The following is a 19,772-nucleotide window of genomic DNA, read 5'->3' as shown; positions in this document are numbered from 1 at the left end:
CCCCGCTCCTCGAACGCCGGAGAGGCTGGGTGGTGGACCCCGGTGATCAGCGGGGTGGGCCGCCTGCGCGGACCAGGCCGGTTTCGTAGGCCATCACCACCACCTGCACCCGGTCGCGGAGTTCCAGCTTGGTGAGGATGCGGCCCACATGGGTCTTCACGGTCGCCTCGGACAGCACCAGGCGGCCCGCGATCTCGCCGTTCGACAGGCCCTGGGCGACGAGCATCATCACCTCGCGCTCGCGCTCGGTGAGCCGTTCCAGCTCGGGGCGGCCCGCCGCGCCGGAGCGGCCGCCGATGCCGCCGCCCGCCGTGCCCGGGAGCATCGGGGCGAAGCGGTTCAGGAGTCGGCGCGTGGTGCTGGGGGCGACGACCGCGTCGCCGCTGTGGACGGCGCGGATCGCGGTGAGCAGTTCGCCCGGCGGCACGTCCTTGAGCATGAAGCCGCTCGCGCCCGCCTTGAGGGCGGAGAAGGCGTACTCGTCCAGGTCGAAGGTGGTCAGGATCAGTACGCGGGGTGATCCTTCTTGTTCGCAGATGCGCCGGGTCGCCTCCACCCCGTCCAGCTTCGGCATTCTGACGTCCATCAGGACGACGTCCACCTCGGCGGAGCGCACCGCTTCCAGCGCTTCCAGCCCGTCGCCCGCCTCGGCGACGACCTCCATGTCGGGCTGGGCGGCGAGCACCATGCGGAAACCGGTGCGCAGCAGCACCTGGTCATCGACGAGCATGACGCGGATCGACATCCGGTCGGTCCCTTCCCTCGGCTTCCTCGGCGCGCGCTCCGTGCGGCGCTCACCCCATACGTACGCGCCGCTGTCCGCGGCTCACCCCGTTGGTTTCAGCGGCAGCAGCGCGCTGATGCGGAAGCCGCCGCCCGGGCGCGGGCCCGCGTCGAGCGTGCCACCCACCATGCCGACGCGCTCGCGCATCCCGATCAGCCCGTGGCCGCTGCCGTCGGCGCCGCCGTCCTCGTACAACTCCCGCTGGGCGCCCCGGCCGTCGTCCTCGACCAGCAGGCCGAGCCCGTCGTCGAAGTAGGTGATGCGGACGTTGGCGCCGACGTCGGGGCCGCCGTGCTTACGGGTGTTGGTGAGCGCTTCCTGCACGATGCGGTACGCGGTCAGCTCCACACCGCTGGGCAGCTGGCGCGGGCTGCCGACGACCTTGAAGTCCACCGGGAGTCCGGATCCGCGCGCCTGCTCGACCAGTTCGTCGATCTGCTCGACGTCCGGCTGCGGGACGTAGTCGCTGGCCTCCCCCGGCTCCCCGGTGCGCAGCACGCCCAGCAGCCGCCGCATCTCGGCGAGGGCCTGGCGGCCGGTGCCGGAGATCGTTTCCAGCGCCTGCCGGGCCTGGTCCGGGGAGGCGTCGAGGACGTACGCGGCGCCGTCCGCCTGAACGACCATCACCGACACGTTGTGCGCGACGACATCGTGCAGTTCGCGCGCGATCCGGGCGCGTTCGGCGGCGACCGCGACCTTCGACTGCGCCTCGCGCTCCTTCTCCAGCCGGGAGGCGCGCTCCTCCAGCTGGGCGTAGTAGGCGCGGCGGGTGCGGATCGAGTCGCCGAGCACCCAGGCCAGGACGAAGGGGATGGTGACGAAGACCGTCGAGACGGCGGCCTCCCCCGAGGACTCGTGCTCGGTGGGCCAGCGGAGGGTGGCGAGCGACGGTGCGCAGATCGCGGCGCCCAGGGCCAGCCGGGAGGTGCGCCGTCCGCCGGTGCACGCGACGGTGTAGACGATCACCAGCATCGCGAAGTCGACGATGTTGATCCTGACGTCCAGCGCGAGCTGGCCGAGGCCGCACGCGATGGCCAGCCACAGCATCGCCGCGGGGGCGCGGCGCCGCAGCGCGACGGCCGCGCACAGCGCCAGCGTGATCGGCACGGCCGCGAGCGGTGGCTCATAGCCCGGGGTCGCCTGTACGAACCACAGGAGACCGCAGCCGAAGAGGAGGACGCCCCAGAAGGTGTCCACCCCTGTCGGATGGCTGCGGAGGAAGTCGTAGAGGCGCTGCACGTCACCCAGAGTAGGCAGTGCGGACGCCCGGGCGGGTCAGCCCGAGGGGCGATCCGTATCGCCCCTCCCTACTCCCCAAGGTGGATACGGCTCCGCTTTAGCGTGGGGACGTGGCGAGTGAACAGCAGGAATGGTGCGGGTGGCGGGAAGCCACCGAACGGGCGCTGTACGGGACGGACGGCTTCTTCCGGCGGGCGGAGGGACCGGCCGGTCACTTCCGCACGTCGGTGCATGCCTCACCGCTGTACGCGCGGGCGGTCACGGAGCTGCTGCGGCGGGTGGACGAGGCGCTGGGGCGGCCGCCGGAGCTGGCGCTGGTGGACCTGGGCGCGGGGCGCGGCGAACTGCTGACCGGGGTGCTGGCGGCGGCCGCCGGTCAGCCGCACGGGCTGGCCGCGCGGCTGCGGCCGTACGCGGTCGAGCGGGCGGCGCGGCCGGACGGGGCCGACGCGCGGGTGGAGTGGCGGGAGACGGTGCCGGAGGGGTTCACGGGGCTGCTGTTCGCCAACGAGTGGCTGGACAACGTCCCCGTCGACATCGCCGAGACGGACGCGGACGGCGTCCCGCGCCGGGTCGAGGTCTCGGCGGCCGACGGCGCCGAACGGCTGGGCGCCGAGGTGACCGGCGAGGACGCGGAGTGGCTGGCCCGGTGGTGGCCGCTGGCGGGCGCCGAGCCGGGGCTGCGGGCCGAGATCGGGCGGCCGCGCGACGCCGCCTGGACGGAGGCCGTGCGGTGCGTGGGGGCCGGGCTCGCGGTCGCCGTGGACTACGGCCACGAACGCGCCGCCCGGCCGCCCTTCGGCACCCTGACCGGCTTCCGGGACGGGCGCGAGGTGCGGCCGGTCCCGGACGGCACCTGCGATCTCACGGCGCACGTGGCGCTGGACGCGTGCGCGGCCGGGACGGACGCCCGTCTGGTGCCCCAGCGCGACGCGCTGCGCCACCTGGGTCTCGACGGGGGCCGCCCGCCGCTCGCCCTGGCCTCGAAGGACCCGGCCGCCTACGTACGGGCCCTGAGCGCGGCGGGCGAGGCTGCGGAGCTGCTGGACCCGGCGGGCCTGGGCGGCTTCGGGTGGCTGGCCCGGCCGGTGGGCCTGCCGTACGGGTCCCTCCTGCCCTAGGGCAGGTCCAGGGGCCTGGCGCTGGTCCATGGGCTGGACCCGGTTTCTGGACGGGGCGGGTGTCGAGACAAACTGTTCCCATGACGGAGACGACAGTCGGCATCGGCGGCGCGGCGGAAAGCACCGACATGGTGCTGAACATCGGCCCGCAGCACCCGTCCACCCACGGCGTGCTGCGGCTCCGGCTGGTGGTCGACGGGGAACGCGTCCAGCACGCGGAGCCGGTGATCGGGTACATGCACCGCGGCGCCGAGAAGCTGTTCGAGGCGCGCGACTACCGCCAGATCATCATGCTCGCCAACCGCCACGACTGGCTGTCCGCCTTCTCCAACGAGCTGGGCGTCGTCCTCGCCGTCGAGCGGATGCTCGGGATGGAGGTCCCGGAGCGCGCCGTATGGGTGCGTACGCTGCTGGCCGAGCTGAACCGGGTGCTGAACCACCTGATGTTCCTCGGGTCGTACCCCCTGGAGCTGGGCGGCATCACGCCGATCTTCCACGCGTTCCGGGAGCGCGAGGACCTCCAGCACGTGATGGAGGAGATCTCCGGCGGCCGGATGCACTACATGTTCAACCGGGTCGGCGGGCTCAAGGAGGACCTGCCCGCGGGCTGGCTCGGCCGGGCCCGTGCGGCGGTGGCCGAGGTGCGGTCGCGGATGGACGTGTACGACGGGCTCGTGCTCGGCAACGAGATCTTCCGGGGGCGCACCCGCGGGGTGGGCAACCTGTCCGCGAAGGCCGTGCACGCCTACGGGGTCAGCGGCCCCATCGCCCGCGCCTCGGGTGTGGACTTCGATCTGCGGCGCGACGAGCCGTATCTGGCGTACGGAGACCTCCAGGACACCCTCAAGGTCGTCGTGCGCGAGGAGGGCGACTGCCTCGCCCGCTTCGAATGCCTGCTGGAGCAGACGCACAACTCCCTGGCGCTCGCCGACGCCTGTCTGGACCGGATCGCCGAGCTTCCGCCGGGGCCGATCAACCAGCGGCTGCCGAAGGTGCTCAAGGCCCCCGAGGGCCACACCTACGCGTGGACCGAGAATCCGCTGGGCCTCAACGGCTACTACCTCGTCTCCAAGGGCGAGAAGACGCCGTACCGGCTGAAGCTCCGCTCGGCCTCGTTCAACAACATCCAGGCGCTCACGGAGCTTCTGCCGGGCACGCTCGTCGCCGACATGGTGGCGATCCTGGGATCGCTGTTCTTCGTCGTCGGCGACATCGACAAGTAGACGTCGAGCATCAGGCCCTACGAGATCGCGCTGCGCAGCTCCTCGATCCCGGCGGGCTCGTTCTCCTCGTGCGCGGTCAGGTCGATGACCTCGCCCACTTCACCCTTGCGGGTCTCGGCGAGGGTCTCCGCGCCGATCACATCGGCGAGGTCCTCCTCGGCCTCCGGCTCGGGCTCCTGCTGCTTCGGCGGGTTCTTCTGGGTGCCGAAGTAGTCGAAGCCGCTCTCCGAACGGGAGGCGGCCCGGCGTGCCGCGGCATACGGCACCACGGCGGAGGCGGCCGTACGGGCGTGCGGAGGCGGCACCGGGGAGCTGCCCGGGCCGTCACGCTCGTCGGCCGCCGGGCGCTTCCCCGGGACGGCTGCACCGTCCTCGTCCGGGTCCGCGGCCGTTCTCCTGGCCTTGCTGTCCGTCGCTTCCGCTTTCTCCTGCTCCCTGGCCTCGGCGTCGGCCTTCTCCTGCTCAGCCGCCAGGGCACGCGATTCCGCTTCGGCTCGCTCCCGCTGCTGGCGCGCGCTGGCGACGAGACGGCTCAGCGCCTCGTCGGCGCGTGCGTACGCGCTGAGGTCGAGACCGTCGCCGGCGGATTCCGCGGACTCGGCCGACTCGGCGTCCGCGGCGGTCTCGCCGGACGGCTCCCCCGCGGTCAGCTCCTTCGACGGAACCGCGGCCTCCAGGGCGAGCCTGCGGCGCCCCTCCAGGGCGCTGGCGCGCTCGGTCTCGGCCGTAGCGTAGCGGCGGAGCAGCTCGGCGTGCTCGTTGCGCAGCCGGGCGAGTTCGGCCCGCTTGGCGCGGAGCCGGGTGTTGAGCGCGGTGCGCAGCTCGGCGGCCTTCTCCGCGTCGGCCTCCAGCTCCGCGATCCGCTCCTCGTACTTCATCTCCTGGCGGGCGGTCTCACTCGCGGCCTCCGCGACCCGGCGGCCGGCCGCGCGGTCCCAACGGCGCGTCAGGACCGAGCCGACGACCGCGGCGGTGGCCGCGGTCGCGGCGAGTCCACGGATCACAACCGTATCGCCGACCAGCCAGGCACCGGCGGCGCAGGTTATTGACGCGGCTGCAACCGACAGAGGGGGAAGTAGCCTGTGCAGGGGTGGGGATTGGCGGTGGCGTCCACGTGGCATGGGCCGAAACTTACCGTGCGTACCACCGGTTTGGGGGGTCGGCAGGCCACATCCGTTGTCAATCCGTTGGCAAACTACTTCACGAGACCCTTCTCCTTGAGGTAGTCGGCCGCGACATCGGCGGGCTTGAGCCGCTCGGCGTCAACTTTCTTGTTGAGTTCGGTGAGATCGGCCGTGGTGAGCACGCGGCCGAGCTTGTTCAGCGCGTTTTCGATCTTGGATGAACCGGCGGACTTCGCATTCACGACGGGAAGTACGTTGTCGGCATTCTGGAGATTTTTATCGTCGTCGAGCAGGACAAGTCCGAACTGGTCGAGCGTGGCGTCCGTGGTGGTGGTCAGGACCATCTGGTCCTTGCCGTCCTTGACCGCCTGCTTGGCCTGCACGCTGCCGATGTCCAGCGGGTCGATGCCCGCGATGTCGATGCCGTAGCGCTTCTCCAGACCGGGCTGACAGAACGGCCGCTTCGGGCATTCGTCGCCCGCCGCCAGCTTGACCTTCTGCCCGGACTTCCCCAGATCGGAGAGCGTCTTGAGGTCGTGCTCCTCGGCGAACTTCCGGGTCACCGCGAAGGCGTTCTGGTCGACCGCCTTGCCGACGTCGAGCACCTTCAGCCCGCGCGGCTCGGCGAGCTTCTTCAGCGCCTTCACCGTGTCGTCCGCGTCGGAGGAGGCCACGGGCTCGGCATTCGGCCCGTTCTTCTTCTGGTTGAGGAATTCGGCGAGCGTCGCCGCGTACTCCGGTACGACATCCATCTGGCCCTTCTCCAGGGCCGGTTCATACAGTTCGCGGGTGTCCACCGTCTTGAGCGAGGTCGAGTAACCGGCGTTCTCCAGCAGTCCCGCGTACAGCTCCGCGAGGATCTTCGACTCGGCGAAGGAGGCGGTCCCGATCACCAGCGAGCCCTCCTTGCCGGGCTTGCCGGAGCCGTCGCCCCCGCCGGACTTCTCCAGGCTCTCGCCGCCGCACGCGGTCGCGCCGACCGCCAGCGCCACGGCGCTCGCCGCCGCCCCCGCCACTCTCAAGAACTTGCTCATGGGTTCCCCATCCATAGATATGTACGTTGCGAGCCCGTCGCGAGCGTTACGACGTCAGCGCGGGCGCCTTGGGCGCCTGGTCGGCGGGCGGGCGGCGGAACGCGGCCGACCGCCGCCCCGTCTTCCGCCGCATCGGGTCCAGCGCCAGCCCCAGCACCACGAACACGCCCTCGACCAGCAGCGCGAGCGCAGCGACCAGCACCGCCCCGGCCACCACCTGGGGCGTATCGGTGAGCCGGAAGCCCGCCGTGATGATCCGGCCGAGCCCGCCGCCGCCGGGCAGCGCCGCCAGCGTCGCGGTGGCCACCACCTGCACCGCGGCGGTCCGCACGCCCGTCATGATCAGCGGGAACGCGAGGGGCAGTTCGACCCGGCGGATCAGCTGGCCACCCGTCATCCCCATGCCCCGCGCCGCCTCCACGACCTCCCGGTCCGCCTCGCTCACCCCGACGTACGCGTTGGTGAGCAGCGGCGGGATGGCGAACAGCACCAGCGCGATGATCGTGGGCCACTGGCCGTGCGAGCCCAGCGGGCTGAGGAGCAGCAGCACCAGCACGGCGAAGGTGGGCACCGCCCGGCCCGCGTTGGAGATGTTGACCGCGATCGCGCCGCCCTTGCCGATGTGGCCGAGCAGGACGGCCACCGGCAGCGCGACGGCGCACGAGATCGCCAGACAGACGAACGTCAGGAACAGATGCTGGCCGAGCCGGTGCCACACCCCGTCCCCACCCGACCAGTGCGACCCGGTGGCCAGCCAGTTCCACGCCTCGCCGATGACGCCCATCAGGCCCTCCTCCTCTTGCGCGCCCAGGGCGTCAGCACCCGCTGGACGCCGAGCAGCAGCAGATCCGCCACGACCGCCAGCGCCACGCACAGCACCGAGGCGGTCAGCACCTGCGCCTTGAAGAAGCTGTGCATGCCCTCGTAGATGAGGTTGCCGAGCCCGCCGTAACCGATGATCGCGCCGACCGTGGTGAGCGAGACGGTGGAGACCGTGGTGATGCGCAGCCCGGCCATCAAAGCGGGCAGCGCGAGCGGCAACTCGACGCCGAGGAGCAGCCGCAGCGGCCCGTACCCCATACCGCGCGCGGCCTCCCGGGCGTCCTCCGGCACGGAGGCGAGGCCCGCCATGATGTTGCGCACCAGGATGGTCAGCGAATAGAGCACCAGGCCCGTGACGACGACCGCCTGGGACACCCCGAAGACCGGCAGCAGCAGCGAGAACATCGCGAGCGACGGCACCGTGTAGAGGATCGTGGTCATCCCGAGCACCGGGCCCGCCACGCCCTGCCGGCGGCGGGCCAGCAGCGCGAGCGGAAAGGCGATCACGAGGCCGATCGCGACCGACGCGAGAGTGATCCCGACATGCTGAAGCGTCGCGTCCGTCAGCTCCTGACCGCGCGTGCGCACATACTCGCCGCAAATCCAATCGTTACTGATCAGACAGTTCTGGTCCGCCATACGCTCACCTCCCCCGGGCACGTGGTCGTCCAATTCCTGGGTGACCCTATCCCCGGGAGATGACAATCTCGTCCGATCGCCACACAACAGCAACAATGTCTGCCACGAATGCGGCAACAATGGGGAGCCATGATCCGTTTCGAGCATGTCACCAAGCGCTACGCCGACGGCACGACCGCCGTGGACGACCTGTCCTTCGAGGTCGCGGAGGGGGAGCTGGTCACGCTCGTCGGGCCCTCGGGGTGTGGCAAGACCACCACGATGAAAATGGTCAACCGGCTCATCGAGCCGTCCTCAGGCCGGATTCTGGTGGAGGACGAGGACATCGCCGAGACGGATCCGGTCGCGCTGCGCCGCCGTATCGGCTACGTCATTCAGCAGGTCGGTCTCTTCCCGCACAAGACCGTGCTGGAGAACACCGCGACCGTGCCGCATCTGCTGGGGTGGCAGCGGAGGAAGGGGCGGGACCGGGCCGCCGAGCTGCTCGATCTGGTCGGACTCGATCCGTCCGTATATGGCGACCGCTATCCGGACCAGCTCTCCGGCGGCCAGCGGCAGCGGGTCGGGGTGGCCCGGGCGCTGGCGGCCGACCCTCCGGTGCTGCTGATGGACGAACCGTTCGGGGCCGTCGACCCGGTCGTCCGCGAACATCTCCAGACGGAATTCCTGCGGCTTCAGTCGCAAGTGCGAAAGACCGTGCTTTTCGTGACGCACGACATCGAGGAGGCGGTGCGGCTCGGCGACCGCATCGCGGTGTACGGATCCGGGCGCATCGAACAGTTCGACACCCCGGCGGCCGTGCTGGGCGCGCCCGCCTCGCCGTACGTGGCCGACTTCGTCGGCGCCGACCGGGGCCTCAAGCGGCTCTCGGTCACCCCCATCGAACCCGGCGACCTCTGGCAGCCGCCCGTCGTCCACCTCGACGACCCGCTCGCCAAGGCGGCCGCCCGCCTGGCCCCGGACGGCGCCCGGTGGGCCGTCGTCCTGGACGACGCGGACCATCTCCACGGCTGGATCCCGGCGGACGCGGCCGACGGGCAGGACGGGACGGTACGGGATCACGCCCGCCGGATGGAGGCGTGGCTGCCGGTGGGGGCGCCGCTCAAGCAGGCGTTCAGCACGATGCTCCAGCACGACGCGGGGTGGATCGCCGTCCTGGACGGCGAACGCTTTCCTCGGCGTCCTCACCCCGGGCCGCCTGCACGAGGCGCTGCGCCGCTCGATCGACGCGGACGCGGGCGGAATCGCCCGCGGCGACGTAAACCTCCAGACGGTAACCGACACCTGAGCCCCCACCCCGGCCCCGGTCCGCGGTCGCCTGCACCCCGTCGGGCGGGTCAATTCCCCCACCCCGCCCCTCCCCGAAACCGGGGCAAGCCCCGGACCCCACCCGATACGGGGCTCCGCCCCGGACCCCCCGCCCAAGTGCGGGCGGCGGGGCGCCGGTCCGCGGAGCGCGTACGGGGTCGCACCCCGCGTCGGGGTCCGGGGCGGAGCCCCGCCACGGGGCGGAGCCGCATAGCGGACGGGTCAGTCGGCGTGGAGGCGGGTGCTCATCCATTCCAGGGCGGGGGACACCTCGCGCTTCCAGGTGTTGAAGTTGTGGCCCCCGGTCCCGAGGATCATCGACGAGATGCGGATCGGCTCGCCCCGGCGGTTGAGATCCTGCACCTTCGCCACGAACCGCATCGTCGCCCGGTAGTTCTTCTCGCCGCGCTCGCTGCTGCTCACCAGCAGCGAGACCGGCGGGGCGGGCTTGTGGCCGAGGCGCCACATGAGGTCGTTCTCGCGCTCCAGCTGCCGGCTGCCGCCGAAGAGATCGCCCGTGGTCGGGTCGATGGGTGCCTTGTAGTAAGGGGACAGTCCGACGGCGGTGGAGAACGCGTCGGGGTGGCGCATCGCCATCTTCAGGGCGCAGTAGCCGCCGGTGGAGTTGCCGATGACACCCCAGCTGCGGGCCTGCGTGCCCGCCCGGTAGTGCTCGGAGACGGCCTTCGGCACGTCCTCGGTGAAGAAGGTCTCGGTCTGCGGCCCGCCGGGGACGTCCATGCACTCCGTATCCCGGGGCGGCGCCACCGTCGGCCGCATCATGACCAGGATGGTCGGCTGCATCCTTCCCTCTTTGACCAGCTTCTGGGACTTCTGGGGGTATTTCAGGCCATTGATGAGGGCCTCGGTGGTACCCGGGTAGCCGGTCAGCACGAGGGCCGCCGGAAACCGGCGCTCGGAGTACCGTGGCTGGAAGTACTCCGGCGGCAGATAGACGTACGCGGGGCTCGCGATCCGCGAGACCTGCCCCCGGAAGGTGACCTTGTCGATGCGCCCGCCGGTCTCCGGCGACGAGCCGCCGGAGACGTTGAGCTTGCGGCTCTCGGTGACCTTCACCCGGCCGCCGGGGGTGTCGTGGTCGACCACCACCCCCATCTCGTTCTCCGCCCCGAACAGGTCGGCCCACGATCCGTAAAAACCGAAAGACTGATTGGCGAACAATCCAAAAGCCGCGAACACCGCCACCTGGGTAGCCGCTAGCATGCCGACCCGGCCGACCACGGCGGTCACCCCGCGTCCGGCCAGCCGCGGCCACAGCCATATCGTGGCCGTGAACAGCAGCAGCGCCGCGACGACAGCCATGATCACGACGTTGTTGCTCGTGAGACCCATCACTATCTTTCTGCCGGGCGGCGGTCGTCCGTGCCGCGGGGACGCCCCCGGCGGGAGCCGGGGGCGGAACCCCGCCGCCTCGAACTGCATCTAGATAGACGCAAATCGTGCGGAAGCTGCGTCAGAGAACCAAAGATCCTTTGACCGAAGCGACGGGAATGCGAATGTCTGACAGTCCAGATGCCGAAAAGTCCGGAGGGGTTCCCAACCGGATACGGCGCGTGCTGCGCGGGCCGCGTCCGGAGACGATCCCCACCGCCGTCGGCACGGCCTGCACGGTGATCGGGCTCGTGGACATCGTTTTTCCGCGGCTGCGGCACAGCAAGGTGCACGCGCTGGCGGAGCTGCTGCCCGGCGCGGTCAGCTCCCTGGCCGCCGCGGCGTCGATCGTGGTCGGGCTGCTGCTGCTGATGCTGGCGCACGGCCTGAAGCGGCGTAAGCGCCGCGCCTGGGTGGCGGCGGTGGCGCTGCTGCCGGTCGGGGCGGCGGCCCAGCTGCTGTACCGGCACTCGGTCCTGGGCACCGTCTTCTCGCTCGTCCTGATGGTCGTGCTGCTGCACTACCGCCGCGAATTCGCCGCGCTGCCCGACCCGCGCAGCCGCTGGATGGCGCTGGCCAACTTCGTGGTCATGGGCGCGGTGAGCGTCGGGGTCGGGATGCTCATCGTGCGGTCGCACCCGGACACCATCGAGGGCGCGCCGTCGCTGGCGGCGCAGCTGGAGCACGTGCTGTGGGGGCTGTTCGGCTTCGAGGGGCCGGTCGGCTACCGCGACGGCGCGGACTACACGGTCGGCTACTCGCTGGGCGCGCTCGGCCTGCTGACCGTCGCCACCACCGCGTACCTCGCCTTCCGCCCCGAGCACCCGGCCGCCCGGCTGACCGCGTCCGACGAGGAGCGGCTGCGGGAGCTGCTGGCCGCCCACGGGCGCCGTGACTCGCTCGGCCACTTCGCGCTCCGCCGCGACAAGGCGGTGATCTTCTCGCCCAGCGGCAAGTCCGCCGTCTGCTACCGCGTGGTCTCCGGCGTGATGCTGGCCAGCGGCGACCCGGTCGGCGACGTGGAGGCGTGGCCGGGCGCGATCGCCGCGTTCATGGAGGAGGCACGGGCGCACTCCTGGACCCCGGCGGTGATGGGGTGCAGCGAGACCGGCGGCGAGGTGTGGACCCGGGAGACCGGTCTTGACGCGCTGGAACTGGGCGACGAGGCGATCGTGGACGTCGCGGACTTCACCCTCTCCGGACGCGCCATGCGCAACGTGCGCCAGATGGTCAAGCGCATCGAGCGGGCCGGATACGAGACGAGGGTGCGGCGCGTCGCCGACCTCGACGCGGAGGAGCTGGAGACCGTCCGGCGCGCCGCGGAGGACTGGCGGGGCACCGACACCGAGCGCGGCTTCTCGATGGCGCTGGGCCGGATCGGCGACCCGGCGGACGGCGAATCGGTGATCGCCACCGCCCACAAGGCCGCCGAGGAGGGCGCCGAGGAGGGTCCGTACGGAGACCTGAAGGCCGTCCTGCACTTCGTGCCCTGGGGCGCGGACGGGATGTCGCTGGACCTGATGCGGCGCGACCGGAGCGCCGACCCGGGCATGAACGAGCTGCTGATCGTGGCCTCGCTCCAGGCCGCCCCGGCGCTGGGCGTCACCCGCGTATCGCTGAACTTCGCGATGTTCCGCTCGGCGCTGGCGCGCGGCGAGAAGCTCGGTGCGGGCCCGGTGCTGCGCGGCTGGCGGGGGCTGCTGGTGTTCCTGTCCCGCTGGTTCCAGATCGAGTCGCTGTACAAGTTCAACGCCAAGTTCCGGCCGCGCTGGGAGCCGCGCTTCGTGGTCTTCCGCAACACCCGGGACCTGCCGCGCATCGGGCTGGCCGCGATGCAGGCCGAGGGGTTCGTCTCCCTGGCGCTGCCCCGGCTGCTGCGCCGCGGGCGGCGCGCCGAGCCGCGTCCCTGCGCGCACCAGGCCCCGGCCCGGCGCCGCGAACTGGAGCAGGCCGCCTGAGGGCGGGCGGCCTGAATGAAGGCGGCCCGATGCGCGGGCGGCCCCGAGGGCAGGCCGTCCGGGCGGGCACGCCGCCCGAGCAGGCACGCGGCCTGAGGGCGGACCACCTGGGCGGGCACCCCGCCCCCCGCGTCCCCCGTCCGGGCTGCCGGTACGTCTAGCCTTAAGGTCATGAGGACGTTGCGCGAGCGGGGCCGAGTGACCGGACTGCCGGAATGGGACCGGTGTGCGGTCATGGGCGTGGTGAACGTCACGCCCGACTCCTTCTCCGACGGCGGCCAGTGGTTCGACACCGACCTGGCGGTCAAGCACGGACTGGACCTGGTCGCGGCCGGAGCCGACCTGGTGGACGTCGGGGGCGAGTCGACCCGGCCGGGCGCGGCGCGCGTCGACGAGGCCGAGGAGCTGCGCCGGGTGATCCCGGTGGTGCGGGAGCTGGCCGCGGCCGGCGCCGCGATCAGCGTGGACACCATGCGGGCCACGGTCGCCGAGCGGGCGATCGAGGCGGGCGCGCTGCTGGTCAACGATGTGAGCGGCGGCCGCGCGGACCCGGCGATGGTGCCGGCGGTGGCCGCGGCCGAGGTGCCCTTCGTGGTGATGCACTGGCGCGGCCAGTCGATCGACATGAACAACCGGGCGGTGTACGAGGACGTGGTCGGCGAGGTCGTCGCCGAGCTGCGCACGAGCGTGGACCGGGCCGTCGCGGGCGGTATCGCCCCCGAGCGGATCGTGCTCGACCCGGGGCTGGGCTTCGCCAAGGACGCCGAACACGACCTGGCGCTGGTCGCGCATCTGTCCGCCCTGCGCCAACTGGGCCGTCCGCTGCTGGTGGCGGCCTCCCGCAAGCGGTTCCTGGGCCGGGTCCTGGCCGACGACGGCGGCGCTCCGCCGCCCGCCAGGGAGCGGGACGCCGCGACCGCGGCGGTGACCGCGATCGCCGCACGCGAGGGCGCGTGGGCGGTCCGGGTGCACGAGGTGCGGGCGAGCGCGGACGCGGTGCGGGTGGCCCGGGCCATCGAGACGGCCGAGGCCGGGTACATCGAGGCCGCGCATCTCAAGAACGCGGCGAACGCGGCGGGAGCGCTGTGACTTCCCTTACGGACAGCGAGCGGGTGGCGCTGGTGAATACCGCTCTGTACGAGGCCATGGAGCAGGGCGACCACGGGGCGCTGGACCGGCTCTGGCTGGATTCCGCCGAGACCGAGGTGTCCTGTGTGCACCCGGGCTGGCCGGTGCTGCGCGGCCGGGGCGAGGTGCTCCGTTCGTACGCGCTGATCATGGCGAACACCGACTACATCCAGTTCTTCCTGACCGACGTCGAGGTGTCGGTGCTGGCCGACACCGCGCTGGTGACCTGCACCGAGAACATCCTCAGCGGCGCCCCGGCCGAGGAGGAGGGGCAGCTCGGCCCGCTGGTCGGCCAGCTGGTGGTGGCCACGAACGTGTTCCGGCGCACCGACGACGGCTGGAAGGTGTGGTCCCACCACGGCTCCCCGGTGCTCGCGGAGCGTGACGACGAGGGCCCGGAGGGTCCCGAGGACGACGACCGGCTGATGCCGGGCTGAGTCCCTGGTCCCGGCCCCGTGATGGCTCGAATGGGTTCCGTTCGAGCCGTGCGAGGTGCGGGTAGGGGAAGGTGGCGCGGGGCTGTGGGAGGCATCCGCCGCGACCCCGTGGGCATGTGCCGCCGACATTCGCAGGTAGATTCGAGGAGGTTCCCCGCCCGACGGCAGGGGGTCACTGGTGCGTTCCGGACCGGCCGGGGCGTGCCCGCGTAACCGACGACCAGCAGGAGTGATTCGGGTGGATCGTGTCGCGCTGCGCGGCCTGAGGGCTCGTGGGCACCACGGCGTGTTCCCGGAGGAGCGCGAGGAGGGCCAGACGTTCGTCGTGGACCTCGTGCTCGGCCTGGACACCCGTCCCGCCGCCGCCGACGACGACCTGACCAAGACCGTCCACTACGGCGTGGTGGCCGAGGAGGTCGTGGACGTGGTGCGGGGCGAGCCGGTCGAGCTCATCGAGACCCTTGCCGAACGGATAGCGGACACCTGCCTGAAGCATGATGTGGTGCGCGAGGTCGAGGTCGTCGTCCACAAGCCGCAGGCCCCGATCACCGTTCCCTTCGACGATGTCACCATCACCATTACCCGGAGCCGAGTATGAGCAGCAGCGACCCGACCGTGCAGCCCGTTCCCGCCTCCGTGGTGGAGAAGGTGGACGCCGCCGATGTGACCCTGTCCAACCCCAAACGGGCAGTGATCTCCCTCGGCAGCAATCTGGGCAATCGCCTGGAGACCCTCCAAGGCGCGGTGGACGCGCTGGAGGACACCCCGGGCCTGCGGGTCAAGGCCGTTTCTCCGGTGTACGAGACCGAGCCGTGGGGCGTGGAGCCGGGCACCCAGGCGACGTACTTCAACGCGGTGGTGCTGGTGAAGACCACGCTGCCGCCGGGCTCACTGCTGGAGCGCGGCCACGCCATCGAGGAGGCGTTCGAGCGGGTGCGGGACGAGCACTGGGGTCCGCGCACCATCGACGTGGACATCGTGGCGTACCAGGACGTGGTCTCCGACGATCCGCTGCTCACTCTGCCGCATCCGCGCGCGCACCAGCGGGCCTTCGTCCTGGTGCCGTGGAACGACGTGGACCCGCAGGCCGAGTTCCCCGGCCGCGGCAGCGTCTCGGCGCTGCTGGACGAGGTGGGCGACGACGGCGTACAGGTTCGCACGGACCTGGAACTGCGACTGCCCGAATAGACGTTGACCAGTAGACGTTGACCAGTTGACCGGACATTGATGCGTGGAGGGGCGACCGCTCGGTGAGGCAACTTCGGATCGGGGTGCTGGTCGGGCTGTTCGCCGTGGCCGGTGTGGTGTCGTGGGCGGGCTCCCGGCTGTGGGACACGCTGGGATCGCTGCCGAGCGTTCCGCTGGCGGCGCCGATCGTGCTGGCGCTGATCGCGGTCGTGCTGCTCGCGACCGCGATCTCGCTACGGGCCCGGCTGCGCGCCCAGCGGGAGCGTGAGCCGGACGCGAAGGGCGTGGACCCGATGGTGGCCGCCCGCGCGGTGGTTTTCGGCCAGGCGAGCGCACTGGTGGCGGCGCTGATCGCGGGGATGTACGGCGGGGTCGGCGTCTTCCTGGCCCTGGAGCAGCTCGACGTACCGGCCCGCCAGGACCAGGCCATCTACGCGGGCGCTTCGGTGCTGGCCGGCGCGGGTGTGGTGGCGGCCGCGTTCTTCCTGGAGCGGGTCTGCAAGCTGCCCGAGGACGAGGACGAGAACGGATCGGGCCCGAGCGCCTCCGCCCGGGCCTGACCATGCCCTGAGGGCCCTCAGCGGGCCATGATGAGGCTCATCGCCTCGGCCCGGGTGGCCGGATCGCGCAGCTGGCCGCGCACGGCCGAGGTGAGGGTCTTGGCGCCGGGCTTGCGCACCCCGCGCATGGTCATGCACATGTGCTCGCACTCGACCACGACGATCACCCCGCGCGGTTCCAGTATCCGCATCAGCGAGTCGGCGATCTGGGTGGTCAGCCGCTCCTGGACCTGGGGGCGGCGGGCGAACACGTCCACCAGCCGGGCCAGCTTCGACAGCCCGGTGATCTTGCCGTCGTGGGACGGGATGTAGCCGACGTGGGCGACCCCCACGAAGGGCACCAGGTGGTGCTCGCACGAGGACATCACCTCGATGTCCTTGACCAGCACCATCTCGTCGTGGCCCAGGTCGAAGGTGGTGGTCAGGACGTCCTCGGGCTCCTGCCGCAGCCCGGCGAAGATCTCCTTGTACGCGCGGGCCACCCGCCCCGGCGTCTCCCTCAGCCCTTCCCGGTCCGGGTCCTCGCCGACGGCGATCAGAAGCTCACGGATCGCGTTCTCGGCCCGCTTCTCGTCGAACACGCCGATGGTGCTCTCGCCGTCCAGCGTCACCGGGTCCGTCATGGAGCTTCCTCGTTCCTGATGTGCACAAATGCGGAATGCCGCGCCCCCAAGGCTAGAACCTGGGTGACGCGGCATTCATTCCGGGTCCTCCCGGGGCCCTCTCGGGCCCCGGGAGGCCGGGATCAGCTCTCGGAGCCGGAGCCCGACTCCTCGGGCCGCTCGACGCCGTCCTCGGGCGCGGTGGCCTTGGTGAGCGAGGCCGCCGAGGTGGGCTGGGCACCGTTCGCCGGGGCGAGCTCCCGGGGGGAGAGCACCGGCGGGCGGGTGGAGGGCGTACGCCGCGAGGAGCCGGTCCACGCCGGGCGGGCCGGACGCTTCACGACCGGGGTGAAGATCTCGGCGATCTCCTCCTTGTTCAGCGTCTCCTTCTCCAGCAGCGCCAGCACCAGGTTGTCGAGGACGTCGCGGTTCTCGACGAGGATCTCCCACGCCTCGTTGTGCGCGGACTCGATGAGCTTCTTGACCTCCTCGTCCACCAGAGCGGCGACCTCTTCCGAGTAGTCGCGCTGATGGGCCATCTCCCGGCCCAGGAACGGCTCGGAGTTGTCGGAGCCGAACTTGATCGCGCCGAGCCGCTCGGTCATGCCGTACTGCGTGACCATCGCGCGGGCCGTCGCGGTCGCCTTCTCGATGTCGTTCGAGGCGCCCGTGGTCGGGTCGTGGAAGACCAGTTCCTCGGCCGCCCGGCCGCCCATCATGTAGGCGAGCTGGTCCAGCATCTCGTTGCGCGTGGTCGAGTACTTGTCCTCGTCCGGCAGGACCATGGTGTAACCCAGGGCCCGGCCTCTGGAGAGGATCGTGACCTTGTGCACGGGATCGCTGTTCGGAGATGCCGCCGCGACCAGGGCGTGACCGCCCTCGTGGTACGCGGTGATCTTCTTCTCCTTGTCGCTCATGATCCGGGTCCGCTTCTGCGGTCCGGCCACGACGCGGTCGATCGCCTCGTCCAGGAAGTGGTTGTCGATCAGCTTCTTGTCGCCGCGGGCCGTCAGCAGGGCGGCCTCGTTCAGCACGTTCGACAGATCGGCACCGGTGAAACCGGGGGTACGGCGGGCGACGGCCGACAGGTCGACGTCCGGCGCGACCGGCTTGCCCTTCTGGTGAACCTTGAGGATCTCCAGACGGCCCTGCATGTCCGGGCGGTCGACGGCGATCTGCCGGTCGAAACGGCCGGGGCGCAGCAGCGCCGGGTCCAGGATGTCCGGCCGGTTGGTGGCGGCGATCAGGATGACGCCGCCCTTCACGTCGAAGCCGTCCATCTCCACGAGCAGCTGGTTCAGCGTCTGCTCGCGCTCGTCGTGACCGCCGCCCATGCCCGCACCGCGGTGCCGGCCGACGGCGTCGATCTCGTCGACGAAGACGATGGCCGGGGCGTTGGTCTTGGCCTGCTCGAACAGGTCACGGACCCGGGAGGCACCCACACCGACGAACATCTCGACGAAGTCGGAACCGGAGATCGAGTAGAACGGGACGCCCGCCTCGCCCGCGACGGCGCGCGCGAGCAGGGTCTTACCCGTACCGGGCGGGCCGTACAGCAGGACACCCTTGGGGATCTTGGCACCGACGGCCTGGAATTTCGCCGGCTCCTGGAGGAACTCCTTGATCTCCTGGAGTTCCTCGACCGCCTCGTCCGACCCCGCCACATCGGTGAAGGTCGTCTTCGGCGTGTCCTTGGTGATCAGCTTGGCCTTCGACTTCCCGAAGTTCATCACTCGGGAGCCGCCGCCCTGCATCTGGTTCATCAGGAACAGGAAGACCACGACGATCAGCACGAACGGGAGCAGCGAGAGCAGAATCCCGACGAACGGGTTCTGCTTCGAAGTCGAGACGTTGTACCCGTCGGGGATCCCGTTGTCCTTCTGGGCATTGGCCTGAAGGGTCCTGGCGAGGTCGACGCCCTGGTCACCGATATAGGTGGCCTGGAGCTTGTTGCTGCCCGAGACCTTGGCGACGTTGTCCTTGAGTTCGACCTTGATCTTGTGCTCGTCGCCGGTCGTCAGTTCGGCGGACTGGACCTGGTTCCTGTTGATCGCCTTGACGACCTGGCTGGTGTCCACCGACTTGTAGCCGCCGGACGAGCCGACGACCTGCATCAACACGACCACGGCGAGGACGGCCAGCACGATCCACATGACCGGCCCACGGAAGTAGCGCTTCACGTCCATCCATACGGGGCGAAACCGCCCCGTCCCTCCTGCCACAGTGAGGCACGGCAGCCCTGGAGGGGCGCCTGTGCGTGCGGTGTATTGCGGTGTATTTAGTGGTGTATGAGCTGTGTAATCCTCAGTCTCGAAAAAGACTGACCTTCGGACGGTACCCCAGCATTGTCACCCGACGCCGCCGTGGAGTGTTAACACATCCGCCTTCCCCTGCTCCAACGGCGGAAAACCGCGCCAGGTTCCCGGGGGAGGCGGTGCCTCTCAACCGCCGTAGACGTGCGGGGCCAGGGTCCCGACGAACCGCAGGTTGCGGTACTTCTCCGAGTAGTCGAGGCCGTATCCGACGACGAACTCGTTCGGGATGTCGAAGCCGACCCACTTCACGTCGATGGCGACCTTGGCCGCCTCCGGCTTGCGCAGCAGCGTGCACACGTTCAGTGAGGCGGGCTCGCGCGACCCCAGGTTCGACAGCAGCCAGGACAGCGTCAGGCCGGAGTCGATGATGTCCTCGACGATCAGGACGTGCTTGCCCTTGATGTCGGTGTCGAGGTCCTTCAGGATCCGCACCACGCCCGAGGACTGGGTGCCCGCGCCGTACGACGACACGGCCATCCAGTCCATCGTGACGGGCGTGGAGAGGGCTCGCGCCAGGTCCGCCATCACCATCACCGCGCCCTTGAGCACGCCGACGATGAGCAGGTCCTTGCCCTGGTACTCGGCGTCGATGCGGGCGGCCAGCTCGGCCAGCTTCGCGTTGATCTCATCCTCGGTGATGAGGACCGACTTGAGGTCGGTGCCCATGTCCTTGTCGTCCACCCGCGCCACTCTCGTTCGACGTAACCGGCTCATCTGGCTCGGGCGGATCAGCCCTGCCGGATCACCAGTCTGCCACCCTCCCGGCGGACCTCGACGCGGCCGGGGAGGTTGATGGCCCGCTGGCCCCGCCAGCCGGTGATCAGCCGGTCGACTTCCTCGATGTGGCGGGCGAAGAGCGAACCGGCGGGCGCGCCCGCGGCGATGGCGGCGCGGCGCA

Annotated in this window: 19 protein-coding genes and 1 pseudogene; 9 read left to right on the top strand and 11 right to left on the bottom strand. The window is 70.9% G+C overall.

Going from position 1 to position 19,772, the window contains the following annotated elements:
• Nucleotides 1-46: 46 nt before the first annotated feature.
• Nucleotides 47-745, bottom strand: a complete 699-nt coding sequence (locus SSOG_RS24230; protein WP_009716885.1) for a response regulator transcription factor — start codon at nucleotides 743-745, stop codon at nucleotides 47-49.
• An 81-nt stretch (nucleotides 746-826) separates the two neighbouring features.
• Complete coding sequence (locus SSOG_RS24225; protein WP_039938563.1) at nucleotides 827-2,023, bottom strand: sensor histidine kinase; 1,197 nt, start codon at nucleotides 2,021-2,023, stop codon at nucleotides 827-829.
• Between the two features lie 110 nt (nucleotides 2,024-2,133).
• Here SSOG_RS24225 and SSOG_RS24220 point away from each other — a divergent pair, with 110 nt between their 5' ends.
• Together SSOG_RS24220 and SSOG_RS24215 are read left to right on the top strand one after the other, a co-directional pair.
• A complete protein-coding gene (locus tag SSOG_RS24220) occupies nucleotides 2,134-3,144 on the top strand; it encodes an SAM-dependent methyltransferase (protein ID WP_009716883.1) in 1,011 nt (336 codons plus the stop codon).
• An 80-nt stretch (nucleotides 3,145-3,224) separates the two neighbouring features.
• Nucleotides 3,225-4,367 (top strand): NADH-quinone oxidoreductase subunit D, encoded by a 1,143-nt coding sequence (locus SSOG_RS24215; protein ID WP_039938561.1) that lies wholly within the window; start codon nucleotides 3,225-3,227, stop codon nucleotides 4,365-4,367.
• Between the two features lie 17 nt (nucleotides 4,368-4,384).
• Here SSOG_RS24215 and SSOG_RS24210 read toward each other — a convergent pair whose 3' ends face one another.
• From SSOG_RS24210 to SSOG_RS24195, 4 genes are all read right to left on the bottom strand, one after another.
• On the bottom strand, nucleotides 4,385-5,488 hold the full coding sequence (locus SSOG_RS24210) for a hypothetical protein (RefSeq protein ID WP_009716881.1): 1,104 nt from the start codon (nucleotides 5,486-5,488) through the stop codon (nucleotides 4,385-4,387).
• 74 nt (nucleotides 5,489-5,562) lie between these two features.
• Nucleotides 5,563-6,525 (bottom strand): ABC transporter substrate-binding protein, encoded by a 963-nt coding sequence (locus SSOG_RS24205; protein ID WP_039938560.1) that lies wholly within the window; start codon nucleotides 6,523-6,525, stop codon nucleotides 5,563-5,565.
• A gap of 46 nt (nucleotides 6,526-6,571) precedes the next feature.
• Nucleotides 6,572-7,309 (bottom strand): ABC transporter permease, encoded by a 738-nt coding sequence (locus SSOG_RS24200; protein ID WP_009716879.1) that lies wholly within the window; start codon nucleotides 7,307-7,309, stop codon nucleotides 6,572-6,574.
• Nucleotides 7,309-7,986, bottom strand: coding sequence for an ABC transporter permease (locus SSOG_RS24195; protein ID WP_009716878.1), 678 nt, complete (start codon nucleotides 7,984-7,986; stop codon nucleotides 7,309-7,311). Before SSOG_RS24195 ends, SSOG_RS24200 begins: the two co-directional genes overlap by 1 nt.
• A 129-nt stretch (nucleotides 7,987-8,115) precedes the next feature.
• Here SSOG_RS24195 and SSOG_RS48875 point away from each other — a divergent pair.
• Nucleotides 8,116-9,274, top strand: a pseudogene (locus tag SSOG_RS48875) (betaine/proline/choline family ABC transporter ATP-binding protein).
• 242 nt (nucleotides 9,275-9,516) lie between these two features.
• On the opposite strand, the gene SSOG_RS24185 reads toward SSOG_RS48875, so the two are convergent.
• On the bottom strand, nucleotides 9,517-10,647 hold the full coding sequence (locus tag SSOG_RS24185) for an alpha/beta hydrolase (RefSeq protein ID WP_039938558.1): 1,131 nt from the start codon (nucleotides 10,645-10,647) through the stop codon (nucleotides 9,517-9,519).
• A 164-nt stretch (nucleotides 10,648-10,811) separates the two neighbouring features.
• On the opposite strand from SSOG_RS24185, the gene SSOG_RS24180 reads away from it, so the two are divergent.
• The 6 genes from SSOG_RS24180 to SSOG_RS24155 all read left to right on the top strand — a co-directional run bounded on the left by SSOG_RS24180 (nucleotide 10,812) and on the right by SSOG_RS24155 (nucleotide 15,957).
• Nucleotides 10,812-12,644 (top strand): phosphatidylglycerol lysyltransferase domain-containing protein, encoded by a 1,833-nt coding sequence (locus SSOG_RS24180; RefSeq protein WP_009716875.1) that lies wholly within the window; start codon nucleotides 10,812-10,814, stop codon nucleotides 12,642-12,644.
• Nucleotides 12,645-12,815: 171 nt separating this feature from the next.
• The gene (gene folP, locus SSOG_RS24175; protein WP_208867373.1) at nucleotides 12,816-13,733 is read left to right on the top strand and encodes a dihydropteroate synthase; all 918 of its coding nucleotides are present in this window, start codon (nucleotides 12,816-12,818) and stop codon (nucleotides 13,731-13,733) included.
• Nucleotides 13,730-14,209 carry a nuclear transport factor 2 family protein gene (locus tag SSOG_RS24170; RefSeq protein WP_039938557.1) on the top strand — a complete coding sequence of 160 codons (480 nt, stop codon included), beginning with the start codon at nucleotides 13,730-13,732 and terminating at the stop codon, nucleotides 14,207-14,209. Before folP ends, SSOG_RS24170 begins: the two co-directional genes overlap by 4 nt.
• A 229-nt stretch (nucleotides 14,210-14,438) precedes the next feature.
• A complete protein-coding gene (gene folB, locus SSOG_RS24165) occupies nucleotides 14,439-14,807 on the top strand; it encodes a dihydroneopterin aldolase (protein WP_078510390.1) in 369 nt (122 codons plus the stop codon).
• The gene (gene folK, locus SSOG_RS24160; RefSeq protein WP_009716871.1) at nucleotides 14,804-15,397 is read left to right on the top strand and encodes a 2-amino-4-hydroxy-6-hydroxymethyldihydropteridine diphosphokinase; all 594 of its coding nucleotides are present in this window, start codon (nucleotides 14,804-14,806) and stop codon (nucleotides 15,395-15,397) included. The genes folB and folK overlap by 4 nt, the downstream gene beginning before the upstream one ends.
• Before the next feature lie 62 nt (nucleotides 15,398-15,459).
• Nucleotides 15,460-15,957: a DUF3180 domain-containing protein gene (locus SSOG_RS24155; RefSeq protein WP_009716870.1), complete on the top strand. Its 498-nt coding sequence runs from the start codon at nucleotides 15,460-15,462 to the stop codon at nucleotides 15,955-15,957.
• A 17-nt stretch (nucleotides 15,958-15,974) separates the two neighbouring features.
• Here SSOG_RS24155 and folE read toward each other — a convergent pair whose 3' ends face one another.
• The 4 genes from folE to SSOG_RS56260 form a co-directional block, all read right to left on the bottom strand.
• Nucleotides 15,975-16,580, bottom strand: coding sequence for a GTP cyclohydrolase I FolE (gene folE, locus SSOG_RS24150; RefSeq protein ID WP_009716869.1), 606 nt, complete (start codon nucleotides 16,578-16,580; stop codon nucleotides 15,975-15,977).
• A 122-nt stretch (nucleotides 16,581-16,702) separates the two neighbouring features.
• Nucleotides 16,703-18,745 (bottom strand): ATP-dependent zinc metalloprotease FtsH, encoded by a 2,043-nt coding sequence (gene ftsH / locus SSOG_RS24145; RefSeq protein WP_039938555.1) that lies wholly within the window; start codon nucleotides 18,743-18,745, stop codon nucleotides 16,703-16,705.
• Between the two features lie 255 nt (nucleotides 18,746-19,000).
• The gene (hpt, locus tag SSOG_RS24140) at nucleotides 19,001-19,540 is read right to left on the bottom strand and encodes a hypoxanthine phosphoribosyltransferase (protein ID WP_039941624.1); all 540 of its coding nucleotides are present in this window, start codon (nucleotides 19,538-19,540) and stop codon (nucleotides 19,001-19,003) included.
• A gap of 62 nt (nucleotides 19,541-19,602) precedes the next feature.
• The coding region (locus tag SSOG_RS56260) for a TilS substrate-binding domain-containing protein (protein WP_245606628.1) at nucleotides 19,603-19,772 on the bottom strand (170 nt) is incomplete at its 5' end.

Source organism: Streptomyces himastatinicus ATCC 53653 (genome assembly GCF_000158915.1).
Lineage (GTDB): Bacteria > Actinomycetota > Actinomycetes > Streptomycetales > Streptomycetaceae > Streptomyces > Streptomyces himastatinicus.
Note: the sequence above shows the minus strand (reverse complement) of the source record. Positions and strands in the feature narration are given on the sequence as shown.

What these genes read in the sequence shown, in the direction of transcription:
- SSOG_RS24205 (WP_039938560.1), bottom strand. Translation starts at nt 6,525, where the DNA reads ATGAGCAAGTTCTTGAGAGTGGCGGGGGCGGCGGCGAGCGCCGTGGCG.
- SSOG_RS24215 (WP_039938561.1), top strand. Translation starts at nt 3,225, where the DNA reads ATGACGGAGACGACAGTCGGCATCGGCGGCGCGGCGGAAAGCACCGAC.
- SSOG_RS24200 (WP_009716879.1), bottom strand. Translation starts at nt 7,309, where the DNA reads ATGGGCGTCATCGGCGAGGCGTGGAACTGGCTGGCCACCGGGTCGCAC.
- folE (WP_009716869.1), bottom strand. Translation starts at nt 16,580, where the DNA reads ATGACGGACCCGGTGACGCTGGACGGCGAGAGCACCATCGGCGTGTTC.
- SSOG_RS24185 (WP_039938558.1), bottom strand. Translation starts at nt 10,647, where the DNA reads ATGGGTCTCACGAGCAACAACGTCGTGATCATGGCTGTCGTCGCGGCG.
- ftsH (WP_039938555.1), bottom strand. Translation starts at nt 18,745, where the DNA reads ATGGACGTGAAGCGCTACTTCCGTGGGCCGGTCATGTGGATCGTGCTG.
- SSOG_RS24195 (WP_009716878.1), bottom strand. Translation starts at nt 7,986, where the DNA reads ATGGCGGACCAGAACTGTCTGATCAGTAACGATTGGATTTGCGGCGAG.
- folP (WP_208867373.1), top strand. Translation starts at nt 12,816, where the DNA reads ATGAGGACGTTGCGCGAGCGGGGCCGAGTGACCGGACTGCCGGAATGG.
- hpt (WP_039941624.1), bottom strand. Translation starts at nt 19,540, where the DNA reads ATGGGCACCGACCTCAAGTCGGTCCTCATCACCGAGGATGAGATCAAC.
- SSOG_RS24180 (WP_009716875.1), top strand. Translation starts at nt 10,812, where the DNA reads ATGTCTGACAGTCCAGATGCCGAAAAGTCCGGAGGGGTTCCCAACCGG.
- SSOG_RS24230 (WP_009716885.1), bottom strand. Translation starts at nt 745, where the DNA reads ATGTCGATCCGCGTCATGCTCGTCGATGACCAGGTGCTGCTGCGCACC.
- folK (WP_009716871.1), top strand. Translation starts at nt 14,804, where the DNA reads ATGAGCAGCAGCGACCCGACCGTGCAGCCCGTTCCCGCCTCCGTGGTG.
- SSOG_RS24210 (WP_009716881.1), bottom strand. Translation starts at nt 5,488, where the DNA reads ATGCCACGTGGACGCCACCGCCAATCCCCACCCCTGCACAGGCTACTT.